The 22,066-nt window shown below is 52.0% G+C and carries 21 protein-coding genes; 5 read left to right on the top strand and 16 right to left on the bottom strand.

Features of this window, described 5'->3' with window-relative positions:
* Positions 1–22: 22 nt before the first annotated feature.
* The 7 genes from DHN43_RS17830 to DHN43_RS17800 form a co-directional block, all read right to left on the bottom strand.
* On the bottom strand, positions 23–1,186 hold the full coding sequence (locus tag DHN43_RS17830) for an iron-containing alcohol dehydrogenase (protein ID WP_108819517.1): 1,164 nt from the start codon (positions 1,184–1,186) through the stop codon (positions 23–25).
* A gap of 5 nt (positions 1,187–1,191) precedes the next feature.
* The gene (locus tag DHN43_RS17825; RefSeq protein ID WP_108819713.1) at positions 1,192–2,574 is read right to left on the bottom strand and encodes an aldehyde dehydrogenase family protein; all 1,383 of its coding nucleotides are present in this window, start codon (positions 2,572–2,574) and stop codon (positions 1,192–1,194) included.
* A gap of 35 nt (positions 2,575–2,609) precedes the next feature.
* Entirely contained in the window at positions 2,610–4,007 is a 1,398-nt protein-coding gene (locus DHN43_RS17820) for a glutamine synthetase family protein (RefSeq protein ID WP_108819516.1), read from the bottom strand.
* 131 nt (positions 4,008–4,138) lie between these two features.
* Positions 4,139–5,194 (bottom strand): TRAP transporter substrate-binding protein, encoded by a 1,056-nt coding sequence (locus tag DHN43_RS17815; protein ID WP_057461334.1) that lies wholly within the window; start codon positions 5,192–5,194, stop codon positions 4,139–4,141.
* 139 nt (positions 5,195–5,333) lie between these two features.
* On the bottom strand, positions 5,334–6,659 hold the full coding sequence (locus DHN43_RS17810; protein ID WP_108819515.1) for a TRAP transporter large permease: 1,326 nt from the start codon (positions 6,657–6,659) through the stop codon (positions 5,334–5,336).
* Complete coding sequence (locus DHN43_RS17805; protein WP_063287600.1) at positions 6,656–7,165, bottom strand: TRAP transporter small permease subunit; 510 nt, start codon at positions 7,163–7,165, stop codon at positions 6,656–6,658. Before DHN43_RS17805 ends, DHN43_RS17810 begins: the two co-directional genes overlap by 4 nt.
* Positions 7,165–7,995, bottom strand: a complete 831-nt coding sequence (locus tag DHN43_RS17800) for an N-formylglutamate amidohydrolase (protein ID WP_108819712.1) — start codon at positions 7,993–7,995, stop codon at positions 7,165–7,167. The genes DHN43_RS17805 and DHN43_RS17800 overlap by 1 nt, the downstream gene beginning before the upstream one ends.
* 162 nt (positions 7,996–8,157) lie before the next feature.
* Between DHN43_RS17800 and DHN43_RS17795 the strand changes: the two genes are divergently transcribed.
* Entirely contained in the window at positions 8,158–9,033 is an 876-nt protein-coding gene (locus DHN43_RS17795; protein ID WP_063287601.1) for a MurR/RpiR family transcriptional regulator, read from the top strand.
* Here the strand turns inward: DHN43_RS17795 and DHN43_RS17790 are convergent.
* Positions 9,030–10,007: a TDT family transporter gene (locus tag DHN43_RS17790; RefSeq protein ID WP_108819514.1), complete on the bottom strand. Its 978-nt coding sequence runs from the start codon at positions 10,005–10,007 to the stop codon at positions 9,030–9,032. The two genes, DHN43_RS17795 and DHN43_RS17790, sit on opposite strands and share 4 nt — an antisense overlap.
* A gap of 155 nt (positions 10,008–10,162) precedes the next feature.
* On the opposite strand from DHN43_RS17790, the gene DHN43_RS17785 reads away from it, so the two are divergent.
* From DHN43_RS17785 to DHN43_RS17775, 3 genes are all read left to right on the top strand, one after another.
* Positions 10,163–11,056, top strand: coding sequence for a LysR substrate-binding domain-containing protein (locus DHN43_RS17785; RefSeq protein WP_108819513.1), 894 nt, complete (start codon positions 10,163–10,165; stop codon positions 11,054–11,056).
* A gap of 274 nt (positions 11,057–11,330) precedes the next feature.
* Positions 11,331–12,299, top strand: coding sequence for a helix-turn-helix domain-containing protein (locus DHN43_RS17780; RefSeq protein ID WP_108819512.1), 969 nt, complete (start codon positions 11,331–11,333; stop codon positions 12,297–12,299).
* Positions 12,300–12,415: 116 nt separating this feature from the next.
* On the top strand, positions 12,416–14,407 hold the full coding sequence (locus DHN43_RS17775) for a copper amine oxidase (RefSeq protein WP_108819511.1): 1,992 nt from the start codon (positions 12,416–12,418) through the stop codon (positions 14,405–14,407).
* 54 nt (positions 14,408–14,461) lie between these two features.
* Here DHN43_RS17775 and DHN43_RS17770 read toward each other — a convergent pair whose 3' ends face one another.
* From DHN43_RS17770 to DHN43_RS17755, 4 genes are all read right to left on the bottom strand, one after another.
* Positions 14,462–15,106 carry a DJ-1/PfpI family protein gene (locus tag DHN43_RS17770; RefSeq protein WP_063287606.1) on the bottom strand — a complete coding sequence of 215 codons (645 nt, stop codon included), beginning with the start codon at positions 15,104–15,106 and terminating at the stop codon, positions 14,462–14,464.
* A gap of 93 nt (positions 15,107–15,199) precedes the next feature.
* Entirely contained in the window at positions 15,200–16,606 is a 1,407-nt protein-coding gene (locus DHN43_RS17765; protein WP_108819510.1) for a sensor histidine kinase, read from the bottom strand.
* Entirely contained in the window at positions 16,599–17,276 is a 678-nt protein-coding gene (locus tag DHN43_RS17760) for a response regulator transcription factor (RefSeq protein ID WP_108819509.1), read from the bottom strand. The genes DHN43_RS17765 and DHN43_RS17760 overlap by 8 nt, the downstream gene beginning before the upstream one ends.
* Before the next feature lie 131 nt (positions 17,277–17,407).
* Positions 17,408–17,776, bottom strand: a complete 369-nt coding sequence (locus tag DHN43_RS17755) for a hypothetical protein (protein ID WP_108819508.1) — start codon at positions 17,774–17,776, stop codon at positions 17,408–17,410.
* A 284-nt stretch (positions 17,777–18,060) separates the two neighbouring features.
* On the opposite strand from DHN43_RS17755, the gene DHN43_RS17750 reads away from it, so the two are divergent.
* Entirely contained in the window at positions 18,061–18,669 is a 609-nt protein-coding gene (locus tag DHN43_RS17750) for a TetR/AcrR family transcriptional regulator (RefSeq protein ID WP_108819507.1), read from the top strand.
* 44 nt (positions 18,670–18,713) lie between these two features.
* On the opposite strand, the gene DHN43_RS17745 is transcribed toward DHN43_RS17750, so the two are convergent.
* Genes DHN43_RS17745 through DHN43_RS17730 form a run of 4 tightly spaced genes read right to left on the bottom strand, consistent with a single transcriptional unit; the run spans position 18,714 to position 21,949 of the window.
* Positions 18,714–19,064, bottom strand: coding sequence for a RidA family protein (locus DHN43_RS17745; protein WP_063287611.1), 351 nt, complete (start codon positions 19,062–19,064; stop codon positions 18,714–18,716).
* A 35-nt stretch (positions 19,065–19,099) separates the two neighbouring features.
* Positions 19,100–20,215, bottom strand: coding sequence for an NAD(P)/FAD-dependent oxidoreductase (locus DHN43_RS17740; RefSeq protein ID WP_108819506.1), 1,116 nt, complete (start codon positions 20,213–20,215; stop codon positions 19,100–19,102).
* Complete coding sequence (locus DHN43_RS27575; protein ID WP_108819505.1) at positions 20,212–21,627, bottom strand: FAD/NAD(P)-dependent oxidoreductase; 1,416 nt, start codon at positions 21,625–21,627, stop codon at positions 20,212–20,214. Before DHN43_RS27575 ends, DHN43_RS17740 begins: the two co-directional genes overlap by 4 nt.
* Positions 21,620–21,949: a (2Fe-2S)-binding protein gene (locus tag DHN43_RS17730; protein WP_063298897.1), complete on the bottom strand. Its 330-nt coding sequence runs from the start codon at positions 21,947–21,949 to the stop codon at positions 21,620–21,622. The genes DHN43_RS27575 and DHN43_RS17730 overlap by 8 nt, the downstream gene beginning before the upstream one ends.
* Between the last annotated feature and the right edge of the window lie 117 nt (positions 21,950–22,066).

The following is a 22,066-nucleotide window of genomic DNA, read 5'->3' as shown; positions in this document are numbered from 1 at the left end:
TTATTTGTAGATTAACGAGAAATCAGGCAGATACCTGTTCTCCAATCGCCTCAATGAGAAGAGCTTTTGCAACTTCCAGCGTAAACTCGACCGGGTTGCCGCCAGCACTTGGATCCTTCACCGCTTCTTCTGCCAGCACGTCAATCTTGTCAGTGCCTACACCAAGTTCGGCCAGAGTATTCGGAACGCCCATATCCGAGCGCATCTTCATAACGAAATCGAAGAAACCGTCGAAACCACCGGGAATATCAAGGTAAGCGGCGAGCTTCTCAATACGCTCTTCAATCGCACCACGGTTGAACTTCAGCACAGTTGGCATGATCACAGCATTGGTCAAACCGTGATGGGTGTTGTAAACCGCCCCAACCGGATGCGCCAGCGCGTGAATACCGCCAAGGCCTTTCTGGAAAGCCACTGCCCCCATAGCCGCCGCACTCATCATGTGGCCACGAGCTTCGATATCATTTGGATTTTCAAAGACTTTCGGCAGGTTCTCCTTCACAAGACGCATGCCTTCCAGCGCGATGCCCTGAGACATCGGGTGGTAGTGCGGAGAGCTGTAGGCTTCGAGACAGTGCACGAATGCATCGATGCCGGTACCAACTGTGATCATCGTCGGCATACCAACAGTCAGCTCTGGATCACAAATTACCACGCTTGGAAGTATCTTCGGATGGAAGATGATCTTCTTTACGTGGCTCTCAGAGTTGGTGATAACGCTTGCACGGCCAACTTCAGATCCGGTACCTGCTGTGGTTGGAACTGCGATATTCGGATAAATCGCATCCGCATCAGCCCGTGTCCACCAATCGCCGATATCTTCAAAGTCCCAGACTGGACGGGTTTGACCTGCCATGAACGCAATCAGCTTGCCAAGGTCGAGGCCTGAGCCTCCACCAAAAGCGATAACACCGTCATGACCACCAGCGTTGAAGGCTGCAACGCCCGCTTCCAGATTGATCTCGGTTGGGTTCGGATCAACCTTAAAGAACATAGCGCGGCCAAGGCCAGCCTCTTCCATCACATCCAAAGTGCTGGCAGTGACAGGCAGGTTTGCAAGGCCTTTGTCAGTGACAAGCAGTGGCTTTTTTATACCAGCAGCAGCACAAGCATCGGCCAGTTCCTTAATGCGCCCGGCACCAAAGCGGATGGCGGTCGGGTAGCTCCAGTTTGCTGTCAGAGTCATTTTTCTTATGCCTTTTTAAGGTGATATGATTTTGGACGGGTCAGGTTCTGGTAGCCGATCTCAGACAGAGCGCCGCCGCGGCCCGTGTCTTTGCAGCCTGTCCAGCATAGGGCGGGGTCCAGATAATCAGCGCGGTTCATGAACACGGTACCGGTCTCGATCTGAGCGCCGAGCTTTGCTGCTCGTGCCGGATCCTGTGTCCAGAGAGACGCCGTCAGGCCGTAGTGACTGTCGTTCATCAAGCGGATTGCTTCTTCGTCGCTCTCCACTTTCATGATGCCGACCACAGGACCGAAGCTCTCTTCGCGCATAACTTCCATATCGTGGTTTACATCCACGAGGATTTGAGGTGCGAGGTAAGCGCCACCATCATCTTCCGGGAAGAGGCCCGCGTCGATCATGGGCTTTGCGCCCTGCTCAACAGCATCTGCCACCTGTTTGCGCACCAGATCTGCAAAACGAACGTTCGCCATCGGGCCGATGGTGGTTGTCTCATCCAGCGGGTTGCCGAGTTTGTAACCGGAAACGATCTCGACAGCCTTCTTTACAAAGGCATCGTACTTGGAAGAATGGACATAGATGCGCTCGATACCACAACAGCACTGGCCGGAGTTGAACATAGCACCGTCAATGAGTGTTTCGGCAGCAGCCTCAACATCTGCATCGTCCATCACGTAACCTGGATCTTTACCACCCAGCTCAAGGCCAAGACCTGTGAAGGTGCCCGCCGCCGCGATTTCCATCGCACGACCGCCACCAACAGAGCCTGTAAAGTTGACGAAGCCGAAATTGCGGCCTGCGATCAGGTGGGAGGTGGTGTCATGATCTAGGAAGAGGTTCAGGAATACCTCTGCCGGAACACCTGCCTCTGCAAACGCACTTGCCATACGCTCACCAACCAGAAGCGTTTGGGTGGCGTGCTTCAGGATCACCGCGTTGCCAGCAATCAAGGCCGGAGCAACGGTGTTAATCGCAGTCATGTATGGATAGTTCCATGGTGCGATCACGAGGATGACGCCGTGCGGTTCCTTCTCGATGCGGCGTTCGAAGTTGTCGCTCTCTTCGGCAATGATCGGCTTAAGGCTCTCTTCCGCGATCTTTGCCATGTGCGAGGCGCGCTCGTTAAAGCCGCCAAACTCGCCACCGTAACGGACCGGACGACCCATCATTTTTGCGAGTTCAGGAACGATTTCGTCGTTCTGTTCACCAATCTTTGCGACGCCAGCCATCACCAGTTTGATGCGCTCTGCAAGTGGACGCGCTGCCCACTCTTTCTGCGCGCTCTTGGCACTGGCAATGACGGCTTCTGCTTCTTTCTGGCTTACCACCGGACGTTCTGCAAATACAGAACCATCAACCGGTGAAATACATTTTAGTGTTTTTGTCATGGTCAACTCATCATTCACAGCGTGGGCTGATTTAATCAGGCCCGTTCAAACCCGCGCGCAACTTCCCAGTCGGTTACACGGCGGTCATATTCATCCTGCTCGATCTTGGCGGCATGTGCGTAGTGATCAATCACATCGCCCCCAAACGCAGCACGAAGCATCTCGGAAGACTTCATCTCGGTGGCTGCATCGCGCAAAGTTGTCGGAATTTCGCGAGCGCCCTCACCTCCGTAAGCATCGCCTCTGAACTCTGGCTCCAGCTCAAGTTCGTTTTCGATGCCATCAATGCCAGCAGCGAGCAGCGCGGCCATTGCCAGATATGGGTTCAGGTCTGCGCCACCAACACGGCACTCAACACGCACAGCCTTGGTGCCATCGCCGCATACGCGATAGCCAGCGGTACGGTTGTCCATACTCCAGATTGCTTTGGTCGGCGCAAAGGTGCCAGCCGCAAAGCGCTTGTAGGAGTTGATGTTTGGCGCAAGGAAATAGGTGATCGCACTTGCGTGCTTCAGCAAACCAGCGAGGTAATGGCGCATCATCTTGGACATGCCGTATTCGCCGGATGGATCGTAAAACAGAGACTCACCATCCTTGCCCCAAAGAGACTGGTGCACGTGGGAGGAACTGCCGGAAGCATCATAATGCCACTTGGCCATAAAGCTGATGCTCTGGCCGTTCTGCCATGCGATCTCTTTACAGCCGTTTTTGATGATGGAATGGCGGTCTGCCATATTCAGTGCATCAGAATAACGGACGTTGATCTCTTCCTGACCAGCATCAGCTTCGCCTTTGGAGCACTCAACCGGAATATCGGCGCCGTTAAGGCCGTTACGAATGGCACGCATCACGTTCTCTTCCTTGGTGGTCTGGAAGATGTGATAGTCCTCATTATAGGCGGAGACTGGCGAAATATTGCGGTAACCCTTGGCGTGGGCTTCTTCAAAACTCTCTTTGAACAGGAAGAACTCCAGCTCAGTCGCCATGTTAGCGGTCATGCCCATGCCTTCGAGGCGGTCGACCTGGCTTTTCAATATGGCACGCGGAGAATGTGGAACTTCTTTATGGGTGTGGTGGTCCAGCACATCGCACAATACCAGTGCGGTGCCTTCCAGCCACGGAATAATGCGCAAGGTGGCAAGATCTGGCTTCATGACGTAGTCGCCATAACCCGCTTCCCAACTTGTTGCTTTGTAGCCATCCGGAGTGGCCATCTCCATGTCGGTTGCAAGCAGATAATTACAGCTGTGGGTCTCTTCCCAGGCGCTGTTCACGAAGAACTCACCCTGAAAGCGCTTGCCCATCAAGCGGCCCTGCATGTCCACCTGTGCGGCAATAACGGTGTCTATCTCACCGGTGTCGACCAGCTCGCGTAACTCGTCGAGGGTCAGTTTTCCGGTTCTACGTGTCTTTTTGGTTTCTTCTCGCAACATACCTGTTCCCCAAGGACCCTGTTAAAGCGGCGGATGCCTGTGCCTCTCCCGCATGGCATCACCGACACTGCTTCGTTACTGTGTGGTGTGGCCAGCCCGAAAACCGGGCTGACCAATCTTGGAAAAACAGCTTAGCCGTAGCGATAAGGACGACCAGCTTTTGCCATTGCTGCGTTGTATTCCTTCAGGATTTTAACAACGCGGGCGTTACGCTCGGACTTGGCTGCAATTTCATCCCAGAACTTGAGAGCTTCGTCTTCAACAGTTGCCCACTCTTCATCAGGAATGGAGGTCAGCTCCATCTTCTCGCCTTGCGTGCGCAGCTTGGCTTCGCCTGCCCAGTACCAGTGCTGGCGATAGTAGTGAGAACTATCCATGCACAGGTTAAAGAGGGTCTTCAGGTGATCTGGCAGCTCATTCCAGCGCTCTTCGTTGGCAAAGTAAGAGCCAGCCCATGCACCGGAGATGTTGTTGGTGAGGAAGTAGTTGGTCACATCAGCCCAACCTACTGTGTAATCCTCAGTGATACCGGACCACGCAATACCGTCCAGTTCGCCAGTCTGCATTGCAACTTCAATGTCTTCCCATGGCAGGGTGACCGGAACAACGCCAAAGCGTGTCAGGAACTTGCCAGCGGTTGGGAAGGTGAAGACGCGCTTGCCTTTCAGGTCAGCAAGGCTGCGGATCGGGTCTTTTGTCGCAAAGTGACAAGGGTCCCATGCACCAGCGGAAAGCCACTTAACGCCTTCTACTTCGTCATAAGCTTCTTCCCAGATCTCTTTCAGACCCCAGTGGTTAAACAGGGCTGGAACATCAAGGCTGTAACGGGAAGCGAATGGGAAATAGCCACCGAAAACAGATACATCTACTGGTGCTGCAATGGAGTCATCATCTGACTGCACAGCATCAATGGTGCCGCGCTGCATGGCACGGAAAAGTTCACCAGTTGGCACCAGCTGGTCTGCGTAGTACAGCTCGATCTCCATCTCACCATTTGCCGCCTTGTTGAAGGCATCAATGGATGGCTTGATCACGTGCTGAGCAAGTGCTGCACCAGCATATGTCTGAAGGCGCCATTTGATAGGACGACCTGCAGCATGAACAGCCGGAGCTGCAAGGGTAGATGCACCAGCAGCGGCGACGGTTGTTAAACCAGCTTTCTTAAGAAAATCACGTCTATTCGTCATACTCAATTCCCCTTGGAATATGAATTTCTGGATCCCTCAGAACCGGTGGACTTTTTATAGCGAGGGGTGTGATTTTTATCTGTCTCCATCCGGAATTCGCTAATTACTTCAATGGGTACGTTTGTGATGCCTTGTCATGTCACCTCGTGTAGTAAAGGTTGGGCAGCCAGAGCGCGATTTGCGGGAAGACCGTGACCAGAGCCAATCCAAACACCATGATTGCAACGAATGGAATGATGGATTTGTAGATGTCTGTCAGCGAAATCTCCGGCGGCGCCATGGCACGCATCAGGAACAGGTTGTAGCCAAATGGTGGTGTCATATAGGCGATCTGGCAAGTGATGGTGTACAGCACGCCGTACCAGACCAGATCAAACCCAAGCACTTTGACCAATGGCACGTAAAGCGGAGCCACAATCACGAGCATCGCGGTGTCATCCAGGAACATGCCCATCACGATGTAGGAAAGCTGCATCAGTAGAAGGATTTCCCATGGGCCAAGACCGAGGTCACCCACGAAGAAACCTTCAATCGCACGCACAGCGCCCAATCCGTCAAACACAGCGCCAAACGCAAGAGCTGCAAGAATGATCCACATGAACATACAACTGATCTGCAGCGTCTTTTCAGTGGTGATGTGCAGCAGGCGGAAAGTGAGGCGCCGTTTGAATGCAGCGGCCAGTGTGGCAGCTGTTGCACCAACGGCGGAACTTTCCACGAGACTGGTTACACCCATCAGGAACAGGCCTGTCATCGCAAAGAAGATGAACAGCGGGATCACACCAGCTTGTAAAAGGCGGATTTTTTCAGACCACGTGATCTCTTTGCGCTCTTCTTCAGAAAGGGTTGGACCCAGTTCTGGCTGAAGGCGGCAACGCACCACGATGTAAAGAATGAACAGTCCTGCCAGCAGCAGACCCGGAATAGCACCTGCGAGCCAAAGCTTACCGACAGGTTGACGGGCAATCATGCCGTAAAGAACCAGAACAACGCTTGGCGGTACGAGAATGCCCAGTGAGGAACCGGCCTGAATAACGCCAGTCACCATAACCTTGTCATAGCCACGACGCAGCAACTCAGGCAGAGCGATTGTTGCGCCGATGGCCATACCGGCCACAGACAGACCGTTCATGGCTGAAATCATCACCATGAGGCCGACTGTGCCGATGGCCAATCCACCATGAAGGCCACCTGTCCAGACATGGAACATCTTATAAAGATCTTCGGCAATGCCTGATTCAGAGAGCATATAGCCCATGAAAATGAACAGTGGCAGCGTGAGGAGCGGGTACCACTTCATCAGCTTCATGCTGGCGGAGAAGGCGATTTCGGAGCCACCATCACCCCACAAAAGAAGGGCAGCGATAACAGCAACGGAACCAATTGCAGCAAAAACACGTTGCCCGGTCAGGAGCATCAGCATCATGCTGGAGAACATCAAAATTGCGATCAGTTCATAACTCATGGCGCCGGCCTCCCAAGGGCTGCGGCCAAGTCTTTAAAGAACGTCGCGATTGCCTGAAGCAGCATCAAGAATATTCCAAAACACATAATGGCTTTGATCGGCGCCATAGGTGGTGCCCAAGCCGAGTAGCTTTCCTCACCGTATTTGACTGCGTATTCCAATGAGGAAAGACCGCCGTAAAGGAGGAAGATGAGGTACAAAATCAGAAGCAGGATGGTCATGACATCCATGGTGGCTTTACGCCTTGGAGACCAGCTTCCGTAAAACAGGTCCATGCGCACGTGAGACTGTGTCTGCATGGAATAGGCGCCACCCAGAAGGTAGTAGGCTGCCATGGTGAACTGGGCTGTTTCCAGCGTCCAGAGCGGCGGTGCGAAAAAGGTCTTCGCAATTGAGGAGTACAACAGCACCCCCAGCATCACGAAAATGAGGTACATGGCAAAGCGGCCAACATATTTGTTGATCCAGTCCACATACCTGACGAAAACAACTATTCCCCTTGGCATTAATCTGCTGCCCTTGCTTTTGTTGTTGCTCCCTGCCCGCTCACAGTTGTTTCAGCGCTAAACTGTGGCAGGACTTGCAGAATTGCCTCTCCTAACAAGTCTGCAATTTTCTTCTGGTCTGCTCGCTTTGCGATTAAGTCGTTGCGCACTTCAATCATAACGTTTAGCAGGCCGCGGGATTGTGCCTGATCAACGAGGGTATGCGTAACCCCGTCTTCCGGCCCATATGGTTCGTTTCTTTGGATGTCGTAGAGATCTGACGGGCACAGTGCTTCCAGCAGTGCATCAGCAAAGCGGGTATCGCTGTCATGCAGTACACCCACCTCAACGGCTCTTTTCTTGCCATTGTAAACCGGTGTGAACGAGTGGATCGTGACCATCACCGGGAGTTGACCCGCGGTGTGTTTGGCGTCGATCACCTGTTTTAATTCTGACTGGAAGGGACGATAAAATTTGTTGGCCCGGTCTTGCCGCTGTTCATCATTCAACGAAACATTGCCCGGCACCTCGTAGATCTCGCTTTTTTCCGGCATGGCACTCGGCGCTTCCGGTGGGCGGTTACAATCATAAACGAGGCGCGAAATTCGTTGAGCGACCAAAGGTGCGTTCAGCTTGGCGGAGAGAAGCTTGGCAATCGCCAATGCTCCTGGATCCCAAGCCGCATGGCTGCTTGCAGCTTCTTCACTTAGACCGAGGCCATTTAGGTATGTAGGAATAAACTTGGATGCATGTTCGCAGACCAACACAACTGGAGCCGTTCCTCCTGTATTGATCGTTTCAACAGTGTCGTTGCCAACAGATTCTATCTGGTCAGTTTTGACTTCAGACAAGAACAGTCCCCCCGAATGCATCTTGTTTTTCCTTGTACTTTCAGTCTTTTTATTCGTAAAAGAGTTTCTGAAAGAAACGTTTCCAAGGAGACTAATCTGAAAGGAACGTTTCACAAAGCCTAAAAACTAGGCAAATATACATACATCAGGTAGGTGAGAGACGTGCGAGACCCAAATGAACAGACCGTCGCAGAAAAATTACGCGGACATTTTAATGGGTTAACTCGTGCAGAGCGTCAGCTGGCCGTCTCCTTGCTTGCAAATTATCCAGTCAGCGGACTAGGCAGCGTTTCAGAGCTCGCAAAGTCGGCAAATGTCTCTGGTCCAACGGTGGTCAGAATGGCGCAAAAGATTGGTTTTGCAGGATTTACCGAGTTGCAATCAGCCTTGAAGTTGGAAGTGGAAGAAACAATTTCCAACCCGATTTCTAAACAGGAGCGCTGGACCCGAAATGCACCCGATGCACATATTCTGAACAGATTTGCTGACGCTGTCATCGACAATCTGAAACAAACCTTACAGCAGCTTGATACGCAGGATTTCGATCAGGCTGTGGGTTTGTTGACGGAGCGCGAGCGGGCTGTCCACATTGTTGGTGGCCGCATTACACGCGCTTTATCGGACTATTTCTTTACGCATTTGCAGGTGATCCGTGACGATGTAATTGCCATCGCCTCCAACTCCAACACGTGGCCGCACTATCTCCTGAATATGAAACCGGGTGATGTTGTGGTGGTGTTCGATATCCGTCGATACGAACATGATATCCTGCGCTTTGTCGATCTGGCGCGCGAACGCGGGGCGGTTGTGATCGTCTTTACCGATCAGTGGACGTCGCCCGCAGCTGTTAATGCGGAATATGTTTTCAACGCCCGTATTGAAGCGCCGTCGGCCTGGGATAGCAGCGTTGTCATCATGTTTATTCTGGAAGCCATGATTGAAGCCATGACCACCTCCACGTGGAAGGTGACCAAGGAGCGGATGAACACGCTGGAGAACCTGTTTGACAAGACCAAGATGTTCAGCAAGTCCAGTTAGTTGGTCTGCTGTCCCGTTGCACGCGCTGGCAACAGAGCCGGTGCGAAGAATGTCAGGTATTTGAAGCTGACATAGAGAACGACGGCTGTTGCCACATAAAGTTCAATGTGCGCCAAGGCTCTGATCTGCGCGACAAGACTGGCATTGGCGCCCAGACTTTCCATCCATGTTACCGTTTTAAAGAGCGCTGTTGCGCCAATTACGAGCGGAAATGTGAAGGCGGAAAAGCCCGGAGAAAATGGCAGGCGGAACAAACGCAGGAATGAGATATAAATCAGCGCCGTCATAGCCACAGCAATTCCGCCAAGTACGGCGACCATGATTGGAGATGGATTGCTGGTCAGAGTGAGATAACCAGCAAGCGAAAGACTGGCAGGTGCGGCGAGGATCGCGATGGTTGGTTTCGCAGCATCGGGCACTTCGGCGTGAAAAATCAAACGATACAGCATCATTGGTAACATCAGCGCATAGGCGACCAGACCAAACCAGAGCAGGGCGTTCGCAAAGCCTTCAAACACACCGCCGGGAAAAGCAACGGCTGCCACGATGATTCCAACTGGTGGCACAAACCAGCTTGGGACCATGTGCTGTAGATTGAAGCTTTTTGCACGATGATAAATGAACACAGACAAGAACGTGAGATGCAGGGCAATGCCCAATAGCCAGAGCACCTGCCCGATGGCGAAATTGTATTGCGCGATGGCATAGGAAACGATCATAAGCGCCATTGCGGTTGTCGGGAGCACACTGCCAACTACTGGATGCCTCAGATCTTCAAAAACTGCGGTGTGCGCAAAAAAGATTTTTCCAAGCAGTAGCACGAGCAAAACGCTCGAAATCAATGCGCCCGTGAGTTGCAGCGCCCCTCCAAAATTACCAGCATTTTCCATCGACCAGCCGAGACTTGCTATCCCTAGCGCGAGACCACCGAGAGGGGCAGGAACGTGAGCCAGTTTGTTTCGAAGAGTGTTCATAGGAAATGCCAATAACCTGAGGGTGAGAAGACAAAGTATGCAACTCAAGTTCCTAGCTGATTTGATATGTCCTGAAAATCTGAATATATTGAATAGGTGGTTCAGTAAAATTGAACCTCATACAATACTGTCCCACAGATTGGCCTTGAAAAGAAATGAATGTAACGTTTCGTCAGCTTAAAGTGTTTGTTTCGATTACGCAGGAAGGCTCGATCACAGCTGCGGCAGAAAAACTGTTTCTCACCAAATCAGCTGTTTCCATGGCTCTTGCTGAGTTGGAACGCCAGCTGGGATGGAAGATGTTTGATCGTGCCAACAAGCAACTCATCTTAAACGAGCAAGGCCGCCGTTTACTCCCTCTGGCGGATGAACTGCTGGATAGATCTGAAGCGATCACGCAGCTTTTTGAAGGCGATGATGCAACCAACGGTAACTTGCGGATTGGGTCCAGCTATACAATCGGCAACCATTTGCTGCCGACTTTGCTTGGGGATTTTCGCGAAAACACGGGGTATTTGCACCAGTCCATGAGCCTATCCAACTCCACAAAAACCTGCAGAATGCTACTGGATTTTGAGTTGGACCTAGGTTTTATTGAGGCAAAAGTCAGTGACAAACGTCTCAAGGTTGAGCCGTGGATGACGGACGAAATGGTCGTCGTCTGCGCGCCATCTCAGTGTCCCGCTTCCGATAAGCCGCTTGAGTTAGATGCGCTCGAAGGAAAGAGCTGGGTTTTGCGGGAGCCGGGATCTGGCACACGAGAATATTTTCTGACGGAGGTTGCCGCGGACCTGGAGGAGTGGACAGAAGCGTTCGAGCTCAACAGCACCACGGCTATCGTCAACTCAGTCATCGCAGGGCTCGGTCTGACTGTGCTTTCTCGCCGCTCTGTCAATGCCGCCGTTCAAGACGGCCGCTTATCGATCGTGCCCTTGAAGCACAAGATGATCCGACAATTCTCGCTGGTCTATAACACAGAGAAATACCAGAGCCCCGTCTTCAAATCCTTTCGGGAGTTCGCCCACAGCTGGACTTTGGGTCGGGAGTAACGGGCAGCTTACGCAATATTAGTTTTATGGAAATGCAATTAATCAGCGTTTGAATGTATTTCGAATATCGCACTCACTCCTGTGGTTTAATGGTCATTTTATCAAATAAAACCATTATTTTACAACAATATATCCAAATCGTGCTTAGTTGAGCTTGTAGTTGAAACTGACTTGGTCTGAGCATGAAGTAAGCGATTTATAGGAAAATGCATATATCTGGCTTGATTGCTGTTTAGATTCTTTCTAGCATTCCCCTTGGTTAGGGGAGGCGCCAGTGTGTATTCAGATACCTTCAACTCAATCCTGCCGATATGAGCTGGATGAATGGAACACACGGCTGACTGAAATCTGTGGTCACTTTGTTACAAACACAGAAGCCGGAAGTGTCATGGGAAATGCCTCCATACTCCAGCTTGGCGATGTTGATTGCGCCCGCGTCACTCACAATGCAAGAGAGATCACCCGTGGACCTGCTGATATCAGCAAGGACGGCGAGGCCTATTATTTTCTGATTCTGCAGCTTCGGGGAGAAGCGGAGCTGGAACAGAATGGACAAACCGCGCTGCTTTCCAAGCCCGGAGACATGACGTTGATCGATTCCGTCAAATCCTCCATTTTCCGGGCTAACCGCACTTTGGGGTCTGACCAGATATCCATTCATATCCCGCGCCATCTGCTGCATCGGCATTTCAATTCTGCTTATGCCTGTGGTCGCAAGGTCTCCGCGTTTTCCGGGTCTGGCCAGCTGATCAACGCCCATTTGAATTTGCTGCTTGAAGCGCAGCCGGGAAGCCAGAAACAACATTTGCTCTCAGGCGCCTTCAATGATGTGGTGAGTGCGACCTTTCTTGAGGAAGACACCAGTGCTTTGCAGGAGGGATATGACAAGCTGCAGTTCCTGTTATCTCTTATTCACGACAATGCGTTGGAAGAGAGCTTCAATATCGATGAGCTTTCAAAGCTTTCCAGCATGTCGCGCAGTAGCATTTATCGTCTTTTCAGAGAGCACGGATTGAGCTGTAACGAGCAGATCGCCAAGGTGCGTGTCGGGCGGTTCAAACGCGAGTTATCGCGCCGTCTGCACTCCCGGCAGGCCTTCAGAATCTCTCAGCTGGCGTTTGAGTTTGGCTTTCGTGACCTGTCGACCTTCAACCGGGCGTTTCGGGCGCAGGTTGGTATGTCTCCGCGAACCTTTGCAGAGCAGATACGGCAGAACGAGCCAGCTGTGAACCGATATGCCTAGTAAATTGCACAGGATGCGCAGACACAGCGATCCGGGCTCGCCTAAGCTTTGATTGGACGGATTTAGGGGGAGAAGACACAGGTGGGTTCATCTCCCCTTCCGATGGGAGGGAACCAATGACTTTAAAGATGCTGGGGGGGCTTGTGGCCGCCTCAATGCTCACGTCTGCCGCGTATGCTGCAGACCCTCATCCACTCGATGGGCTGACGGGAGACGAACTCAATGCGGTTCGAGCAACCTTGATTGAAGCCAATGCTGCCAGTGATAAAACCCTTTATCCGCTGATTGAGCTCTTGGAGCCGCACAAGAAAGCGGTCATGAGCAATGCGACAGATGGGAGCCTTGATCGCAGAGCGACTGTTCATTTTCAGGAAGATGGCAAATTTCACCAAGCGGTGGTGAACATCACTAAAGGCACTGTCGAAAGCAGATCAGACCTTGAAGGCCAGCCCATGATCATGCTGGCGGACTTTTTGTCGGCCATGGAGATCGCGCTGGGAGATGAGCGCATGGTTGCCGGGCTCGCCAAGCGTGGCCTGACACCAGATGATGTTTATTGCCTTCCGCTGACTGCCGGTAACTTCTTTACAGATGCAGAAAAAGGCAAACGCCTGATGAAGGTGCCTTGTTATGTGAACCCGACAAGCTCCAACTTCTATGCCAAGCCGGTTGAGGGGCTGGTGGCTGTGGTGGAGCTTTCAGAGCGTAAAGTATTGGAAGTTATCGATGAAGGCGCTGTCCCTCTTCCAGAAGATGACTGGGGCTACAACGAGGATGAAGTCGCCAAACGTACGGCATTGAGAGCCAAAACCAATCCGGCACGCCTGCGTCAGGAGGGCGGTCCAAACTTTACCATTGATGGTAGTGAGATCACCTGGGACATCTGGAAGATGCGGTATCGCGTCGACAAGCGTCCCGGTCTTGTTCTGTCGCAGGTCAAAGCCAATGATGGTGCGAATTGGCGTTCAGTGCTTTATCAAGCCTCTCTTTCTGAAGTGTTCGTGCCGTATATGGACCCCTCCGCTGGCTGGTATTGGCGGACCTATATGGACAGCGGAGAATACGGGTTTGGCCTCTTCCTGACACCTCTGCGCAAGAATGTGGACTGTCCGGATTACGCAACTTTCCTTCCGGCATTGATCCATGATGATATGGGCCAGCCGCTGGAGATTCCCGACGCGATTTGCATCTTCGAGCGTGATATTGGAAACCCTGCATGGCGCCACTTTGAAGTCTTTGCCCAGTCAGAAACGGAGTTTGTGCCTGCTGAAGGGCGGCCAGAAACAGAACTGGTCATTAGGACCGCCTCTGAGGTTGGCAACTACGACTACCTTATCGACTATCGATTCAAGCAGGATGGCACGATTTACCTGAAAGTCGGTGCATCCGGTCTGGATGCCGTGAAGGGCGTTGCGTCCAAAACCTTACAGGATCCAACCGCTGCTGAAGACACGAAGTATGGCTCGCTCATTGCGCCGTATCTGGTTGCTCCATTCCACGACCACTACTTCAACTTCCGCTTGGACTTTGACGTAGATGGGCCGGACAACACCATGATGGTGCAGGAAATCGTTGGTGGTGAACCTCCGGTCAATGTGCCACGCCGCTCACTCTGGACGGTTAAGAACACACCGGTCAAAAGCGAGATGGAAGGTCGCTTCCGCCTCAGCTCCATGAAGCCGAAAGCCTTTATGGTGATGAACGGAAATGTGGACGGCTACCTCGGCCACAAACCAGCATACATGCTCCACCACGGTAGCGTGTCCTATGCCCCATTTGACTTTGAAAACGATGCTCCATTCGTGCGTAACCGCTATATCGAGTACAGCGTCTGGAACACTGCTTATGATCCAAATGAGCGTTATGCAGGTGGCGCGCTTGCCATGGGGTCTGATGGGTCTGATGGTCTGGCAGAATGGGTCAAACAGGACCGCGAACTCATGAACAAGGATGTGGTCACATGGTTCACTGCTGGCTTCCACCATGTACCACGGTTGGAAGATTGGCCGGTCATGTCAACAGAATGGAAGACCATCCATATTCAGCCAATGAACTTCTTCCCCCGCAACCCGGCTCTCACAATCCGGTTGCCTGACGAGTCCAGCTAAGGCTGAGCCCTTGGTTAGAGTATCTTCTATGATTGCCTTCAAACGGATGATGCTCTAACCGAGGCTTTTGTAAGTATACCCCTCACCGGGTACGGGTTTAACGCGCCCAGCCTTGGGGGGTAAATCTATTGTCACTCCGAGTTTTTCCATGAAGGCCTGCATCCACGTCCAAAGGCCATGCCACTCCACGCCGTAAACGATGTTTCCATCAACCACGACGCCTTCATACCCCAGCTTCTCATAGGTGTTGCCAGCCATCTGAACCTCTGTCTGGCACACAAAGTTTCCCGTCATGGTTTTGCCCTTCAATAGGCCCGTGGCAAGCAGGATCTGCACCCCTCGGCAAATGGAAGCGATCGGTTTGTTTTCCTTGATGAAATGAGATGTTACATCACGGACAATCGGATACGTGCGTAAGTATTCGCAAGAGCGACCTCCGGGAAGCACAAGGGCGATGTAATCGGCAGGATTCAGATGCTCAAGAGACACGTTGATGTTGATCCGATGCCCTTCCCATTCAGTGACTGTTTGATAGTCCTTATTGATATCGTGAATGGACGAGGCAACCGTTTCGCCCTCGCGCTTTTTAGGACAGGCAACATGAACTTCATAACCGATGGCTTTCAGCAGCATGAACGGAACAATGACTTCATAGTCCTCACCAAAGTCACCGGTAATCAGCAGAATCTTGAGCTTCATAAGGACATCCCTCCAAAATAATTGGTGTGAAAGATGCCATGGTGCGCTGAGCAAACTGTTGGATGATCAACTCAGTTTTGAGCCGTGATTAGTTTAGTTTGTGCTGAGTTGCTCGCTGATTGGTGGATGGAAGACAAATTGAATACTGAGGCCTTTACCCAAAGTTGGAGAGGATAAAACGAGTTCGGCTTGATGCAGGTTGGCAATGGCTTTCACCAAAGCAAGCCCTAACCCGGCACCTGGTGTACTCCTGCTCTGCTCCATTCGATACATAGGTTCGACAACGCGTGGATAGTACGCCTCGGGTATACCCGGCCCATTGTCCCGCAGACCAATCGTGTTTCCTGAAACGAACAGCGTAACTTCCGCTTCCTTGGGTGTGTGGCGTAAGGCATTTTCAATGAGATTAGCAAGTGCCTGAACAAGAAGCACCTGATCGCCGGATATGCTTCCAGCTTCTTCAATTTCAACGGAAAAAGAACGGCCAGTTTCTTCAACCACAGCTTGATAGATTTCGGCAACATTATGGATCAGGTCAGCCAGTTGGATGTGTTGGAACTGTTTTTTTCTTTCGCCAGACTGAACACGCGAAATTCGCAGCAGGGCGTCAAATACCTCAAGCAGATCATCGGTTTTCTTAAGTGCTCCGGCAACGCCTTCTGCATCGCTGACACCTTTTTGGTTTTGCTCCTGTGTCTGTTCCAGTTGCGCTCTGAGACGAGTGAGAGGTGTCTTCAAATCGTGTGCGATATTGACTGACAAGTCGCGAACTTGCTGAAGTGTGGTTGAAAGTCGCTGTGTGGTTTCATCCAGTTTAACGGAAAGAATATCCAGATCGTCTCTGCAGCTTGAAGGTGCAATGCGGGTCGTCAAATCGCCCGCTGCGATCTGATCCAAAGCACGCGTTATTTTGGAGAGCCTCCGCTGCGAGCGCCAGCCAAACCAGAGACCACCGCTCAGCGTAATGAACATCATGACACCACCACTGAACAGGAATGCATAGGGCAATGTATTCAGAAGCTGGTTACGGGCGCGAAGACTGGAACCGATAGCTAACCTGCCTCCCGGAATAGTGCCAATATATACACGCCAACTGGTCTCAGTTTCTGCGTGCTCTTCCGTTTCCTCCTCGTCCTCCTCGTGAAAGTAATAGGGAGCGAGGTTTATAAAGCCTGTCTTTCCATAAACGTCTGGGATTGGGTATCCATATATCTTGCCAGAATCTGATTTGAAGCTGACAAACTCATCAAGGCTGAAGTGCTCACTCTCAGATTGATAGGATCCCGCAATGGATTGGTAGGAAACACCTTTAGCGAGATCAGCTTTGATCTGATTGAACTTTGTAAGAAGGTTGTTATCGATGGTTTGGTTGAGGTTGGCGCGAATAGAAACATCAGCCAGAAAGCCTGTTGCAACCAAGACTCCCAAAAACACCAGTGTGAGCGCAAATGCCTGACGCAGTGCGGACATCTGCCAGAGATATTTCAAAGAGCTAGTCATCAAGAATATACCCTGCTCCGCGGATTGTTCGAATGAGCTCAATATCAAACGGCTTTTCGATTTTGGCGCGTAGCCGACTGATGTGTGTCTCCACAACACTGCTGGTCGGGTCGAAGTTCATGTCCCAGACTTTCTCCAGCAACATGTTCTTGGTCAGAACACGGCCCTTATTGCGAATGAAGGTTTCAAACAGACGAAATTCTTTGGCATTGAGCGGAACAGGTTGACCAGCCCGCATGCATTGTTGTTTGAGCAAGTTAAGCTGAAATTTTTCGACCTCCAGACAACTAATCGTTTCAGATGAGTTGGTGCTTGGCCGCCGACCGAGGGCAGACACGCGGGCCAACAACTCGGAAAAAGCAAAGGGCTTGGGCAGATAATCATCTCCGCCAGCATCCAGCCCTTCAACGCGATCTTCGACCGAACCTAGTGCTGTCAGAAACAGGACGGGAACAGCATTTTTGGTAGAGCGCAATGCTTTCAGAACCGAGAGGCCATCAAGGCCTGGTGTCATTCGATCCAGAACAATGACGTCGTAGTCCCGTGTCGTTGCATTCAGGAAGGCATCGTGCCCGTCTTTGACCCAGTCGATGACATGGCCGGCTTTGGAAAGACCATCCTCAACCCATGTTCCGATTTCAACGTCGTCTTCAAGCAAAAGAATGCGCATAAGATACTCTGGGCTATAGCTCTGAGATGTGTTTGCACCAACGGTTTGGTTCGGTCAAGCAAGCGCACCAACGCTCAGGAACGTTGATGCGCCCTTCCTCAGGTAATGTTGGGGACTACCCGCGGGAAGTCTCAGCTGTGAGAGCGGTTGGAGCGTTCGTGTTCATGTTCGCGCTGTACTTTATCATCGTGATCGTCACAGTCATTGTGATCGCGATCATCGTCGTAGCCTCTGTCTCCGTCGTGCACATCATGTTCTTCACGATCGTCATGACGGTCTTTGTCATGGTTGTTGTCGTGTTCTGAGCTCTCATCGTAATCTTTGCAGGCCCCTGCTTTTTCGGTATTGTGTTCTTCCCGAACAGAGCCTGCATCGGCAACAACAAATGGTGTTTTGATCTGGAGACCTTCTTCCAGATTGGAGGAACCTGCGGCAGCAACAAAACCGGTTGAAGCAACGGTCAAAAGAACGGAACTCATCAAAATACTAATTGTCTTCATAATGTATCTCCTTGGGGGCGTTATTGCCGGGACATCCAAGGAGTACCCATTCAGTTTTTCAGCTGCCGGACATGAACTTTACAAGTTTGTAAACTTACGCGAATTCGTCAAACTCAAATCAATAGAAGCTTTGAGCTTAGTGAACGGGAGAAAAGCGTATCAACCTTGCTCAACATCGTGCGGCCTCAACTCCGTGATTGCATGCTAGCTTTTCCGCTGAGTTCCTGAAGGAAGCTGACTTTCAGCTCTAAAAGAGTTTGCAAACCAGCGTGTGGAGAGCGTTTATGGACGACCCCCAGCAACGGAGAGAGGATGCCGCTCCTGCTCTGCAGGATGATCGTTTGATCATTCTCAATGGGGCGTTGTGTTGTTTCGCACGCAACGGTTATTTCAACACCACATTCAAAGAGATCGCAAAGGAAACCGGGCTTTCACAGCAGACTATCGGATCCATTTTCGCCAGTAAGGATGAGATTCTGGCGGAATATCTGCAAATGTGTGACGACGAGATCGTACAGCAAATTAAAGAAGAAACTGCATCAGATACGGATGTTCTGGAACGGATTCAGTCCATTTGTGTCACCACCCTCATCTATCTTGGTACACATTCTGAGCTGACCGCGATTTGGGTGGAGTTTTACAAGCACCATGTGGCGCGTGTGGTTTTAAAGAAGTTCTTCGGTCTGCTTCGCACGCGTATTAGTGAGCAGATTATTGAGGGAATGGAAAATGGCGTTATCCGGCAAGCAAATGCAACGCATATCGTTGAAGCAATTGTCGAGCTGTTTGAGGGCACCTTGATCCTCAGCCGTTTGGAAGGCACCAACAACGAAGTAGAACGGCGCTTCCTTGCTTCCTGGGAGGTGATGGTGGAAGGGCTCATTCAGAAGTAACAGGGGTTGGAAAGAGCCCGCAAAAACCACGGGCTCTCTATGTTTTACTGAGCTGCAACCACAGTAAACTCAACCAGAATATCCGGACGGGCCATGCGTGCTTCAACGCAGGCACGTGCTGGCTTTTCACCCTCTGCAACCCAAGCATCCCACACGGCGTTCATCGCAGCGAAATCTTTCATATCGCGCACATAGATGGTGGTGGACAGGATCTTGTTGCGGTCGCTGCCAGCTTGTTCCAGCAGGGCATCAACTTTGGCCAGACAGCGTTTTGTCTGTTCGGTGATGTCCCAGCTTGGATCATCAGCAGCCGTCTGTCCGCACAGATAAATTGTACCGTTGTGCTTCACGATCTTACTCATGCGGTGGTTGGAATCCACGCGTTCAATTGTCATGGTTTACTTTCCTGTTGTCTTGGAAATCTTGGGAGCTAAAGAACCTTGCGTTCAAAGCGGTCGATGCGGAACGGGTTCAGGTCAAAACTGGTTTTTCCTGTGGTGATCAGCTGCGCGAGTACATCACCAACGACTGGTCCGAGCTGGAACCCATGGGCCGAAAAGCCGAAGGCATGGTAGGCATTGCGCGCATTCACCCCTGCCCCAATCACCGGCAGGTTGTCGGGCATGTAGGCTTCCAGTCCAGCCCACATCCGGTTGATGACGGCTGTCTTCATGATTGGGAAAAAGGTCTTGGTTGTCTCCGCAGCAAGGGCCAGCTTTTTGTAGTCCAGCGTTGTCCGATTATTATCACGATCCGCAAAACCTTTGGCGCCACCACCGATGAGCACAGTGCCATTTTCGAACTGCTTGAACGACAGCTGACGAGAGATGGCGCCTACGACCGGACCAGCAAAATGCGGCATTCGGGCGGTGATCATCAACATAGGCGCGCTGTAAGAGAGCGGGGTGTTGTCGCCCATCATCATGGCAGTTTTGTCCGCCCATGCTCCAGAGCAGTTGATCACAGTGCCCGTGTCATAACTGGCTTTGTCGGTTCGCACCTGCCAGGCATCGCCAATCTGGCGCAGGTTTACGAGTGCTTCACCTTCGTGAAATGTTGCACCAAATCGTTCAGCTGCCCGGCGAAAGGCACTGGTTGCCTTGTAAGGGATAGCATAGCCGTCTTGTTCAGACACCACGCCGCCCACGCAGTTATGCGCCGCATGAGGCAATCGCTCGCGCAGTTCCTGCTGGTCGATCTGTATTTCGTGATCGTAACCCAATCCGGTGAGCTTAGTGATCCGGGTCTTGATCGTGCTCATGTCTGCGTCATCAATGGCAATGTTGATCAGGCTACGCCTGCGAAAACCAGTATCGCCCTCAAGCTCATCATCCAGTGTTTGCCAGCGGGACATGGCTTCTTTGGAGAGTGGCACCTCAGCAAAATCTCGGCCTAACAACCGCACACCACCTGCGTTGACACCGGAGGCATGACGGCCAACATAGCCCTTTTCCAGCACCAGCGTCTTCATACCAGCCTTGGACAGATAGTAAGCCGTTGCGCTGCCGTGAATGCCGCCGCCAATGATGATTGCATCAAAATTCATGCGGACACCTCAGCAGGTTTTTTTGCTGGTTTGATGTTCTGAAACTGGCTTAACTCATCAACACTGAGCAACCTTTGCGGAGAACGCAGGCGATAATAGCCGATGTCGGAAACAGGCTTGTTCTGCCAGACAGCAAGTAACTCACTGACGGTATGCCCGCATTGGCGGCCCTGACACGGGCCCATTCCACAGCGGGTCAATGCTTTAAGCGCATTCGGGTTTTTCGCACCTTGCTCAAAACCAGCACGCAGCTGCCCCATTGTTTGCTCTTCACAGCGGCATACCAGCGTATTGGACGCCGCAGGGATGCGATGCTCTGGTGTTGGTGCATAATACGCATCAAGAAAACTGCGGAAGGCTTTGAAGGACTTCATGGCTCTCAGATGATCAGAACTTTGTTGCTGCAGACTTGCCTCGCTGAGTTTGCCAAGTTTGTTCATGGCCTTAAGTGCTGCAAGGCGTCCGGCATGTCGCGCTGCTTCCGCACCTTGAATACCAGCTGCATCACCAACCACTGCAATGTGTGGGATCGAGCTTTGGCCCCAGTCGTCCAGTGTCGGTGTCCAACACAGTTGTTGCTCTGCCCAATGATGTTCCATCCCAAGCGCGCGGGTCATGTTGAGGTTGGGTATGACGCCCTGATGCAGGAAGATATGATCTGCGTTGACGGAGTGGGTTCGTCCATCCTGTTCAAACTGAAGGCCAACGGCCTTGGTTTCTCCAAGCACGCTTAGGTTTGACGCATGGCGGAAGACGGGAACCCCAGCACGGCGAATTTCATTGAGGAGCATCAGACCTTTGATGAGGTAGGCTGGTTTGCGGAGCGCACCACCAATGTACTGCATCGCGCGGCCAACACCGCCTGCTGGCGTTGTGTCCACTACAGCGTTGACGGTTACACCAAGCCGCAGATACTGAGCTACGATCAGGTAAAGCAAGGGTCCGGTGCCAGCAAAGATAGCACCGTCTTTGACCATGCCGTCAGACTTGAGCATCACCTGTGCGCTGCCTGCTGTCATAACACCTGGCAAATGCCAGCCTTCAATAGGGAACGGGCGTTCCATCGCGCCCGGACTGATGATGAGTTCACGTGCAACAAGACGGCGGGTCTGATTGTCTTGGGAGTACAAGGCCTCGCCGTTTTCTCCGATATGCCAGACATCCGCATTCTGGTGACGGTCAATGTCTGCCTCCATAAAGGCTTCAACCAGCTCCGCGCCCTCGGTGTATTCACTCCCGAGCACGGACGGTTCCAACAAAGGGCTCTGCGTCACATCCCGGTAGATCTGCCCGCCGGGAGTTGCCTTGCGATCAAGCACCGCGACCGAGGCTCCCTGCTGTGCTGCCTCTAGTGCGGCGGACATGCCAGCCGGGCCTGCACCGATGATTGCGATATCGAAAATGTCACTCATGATCAGCACTCTCTTTTTGATGAAGTGCAGCAATGGATTGTTCGGTCAGGTCTTGGCTACAGACGTGCATGCCCTCTTCTACCGTCGTTAGGCAGGCCTGCTGGTTTGGCACGCCATTGACCTCAACGAGACACTCGAAGCACACGCCCATGGCGCAATAGGCGGAGCGTTGTTGGCCCGAGACTGAAGCAAGGCGGGTTTGTGTTTCACCGTGCAACGCCATGGCTGCCCAAAGGCTGGAGCCTTCAGCAACCTGAACCATCTGCCCGTTGATGTTGATGGAGACGCTTTGGGTCTCGGGTTTGCGCAGTGAGCGGAACATTGGACCTGACCTTTAGTGGCAAGCTTTAAAAACAAGTGGGTTTCCCAATGAAACCGGGAGGATCAGGCAGCTCAGGTGAAACCGGGATTGGGATCCGGTTAGGGAACAAAGCTGCCT

Origin of the sequence: Pseudovibrio sp. Alg231-02, assembly GCF_900143565.1 — a bacterium.
Taxonomy (GTDB): Bacteria; Pseudomonadota; Alphaproteobacteria; order Rhizobiales; family Stappiaceae; genus Pseudovibrio.
Note: the sequence above shows the minus strand (reverse complement) of the source record. Positions and strands in the feature narration are given on the sequence as shown.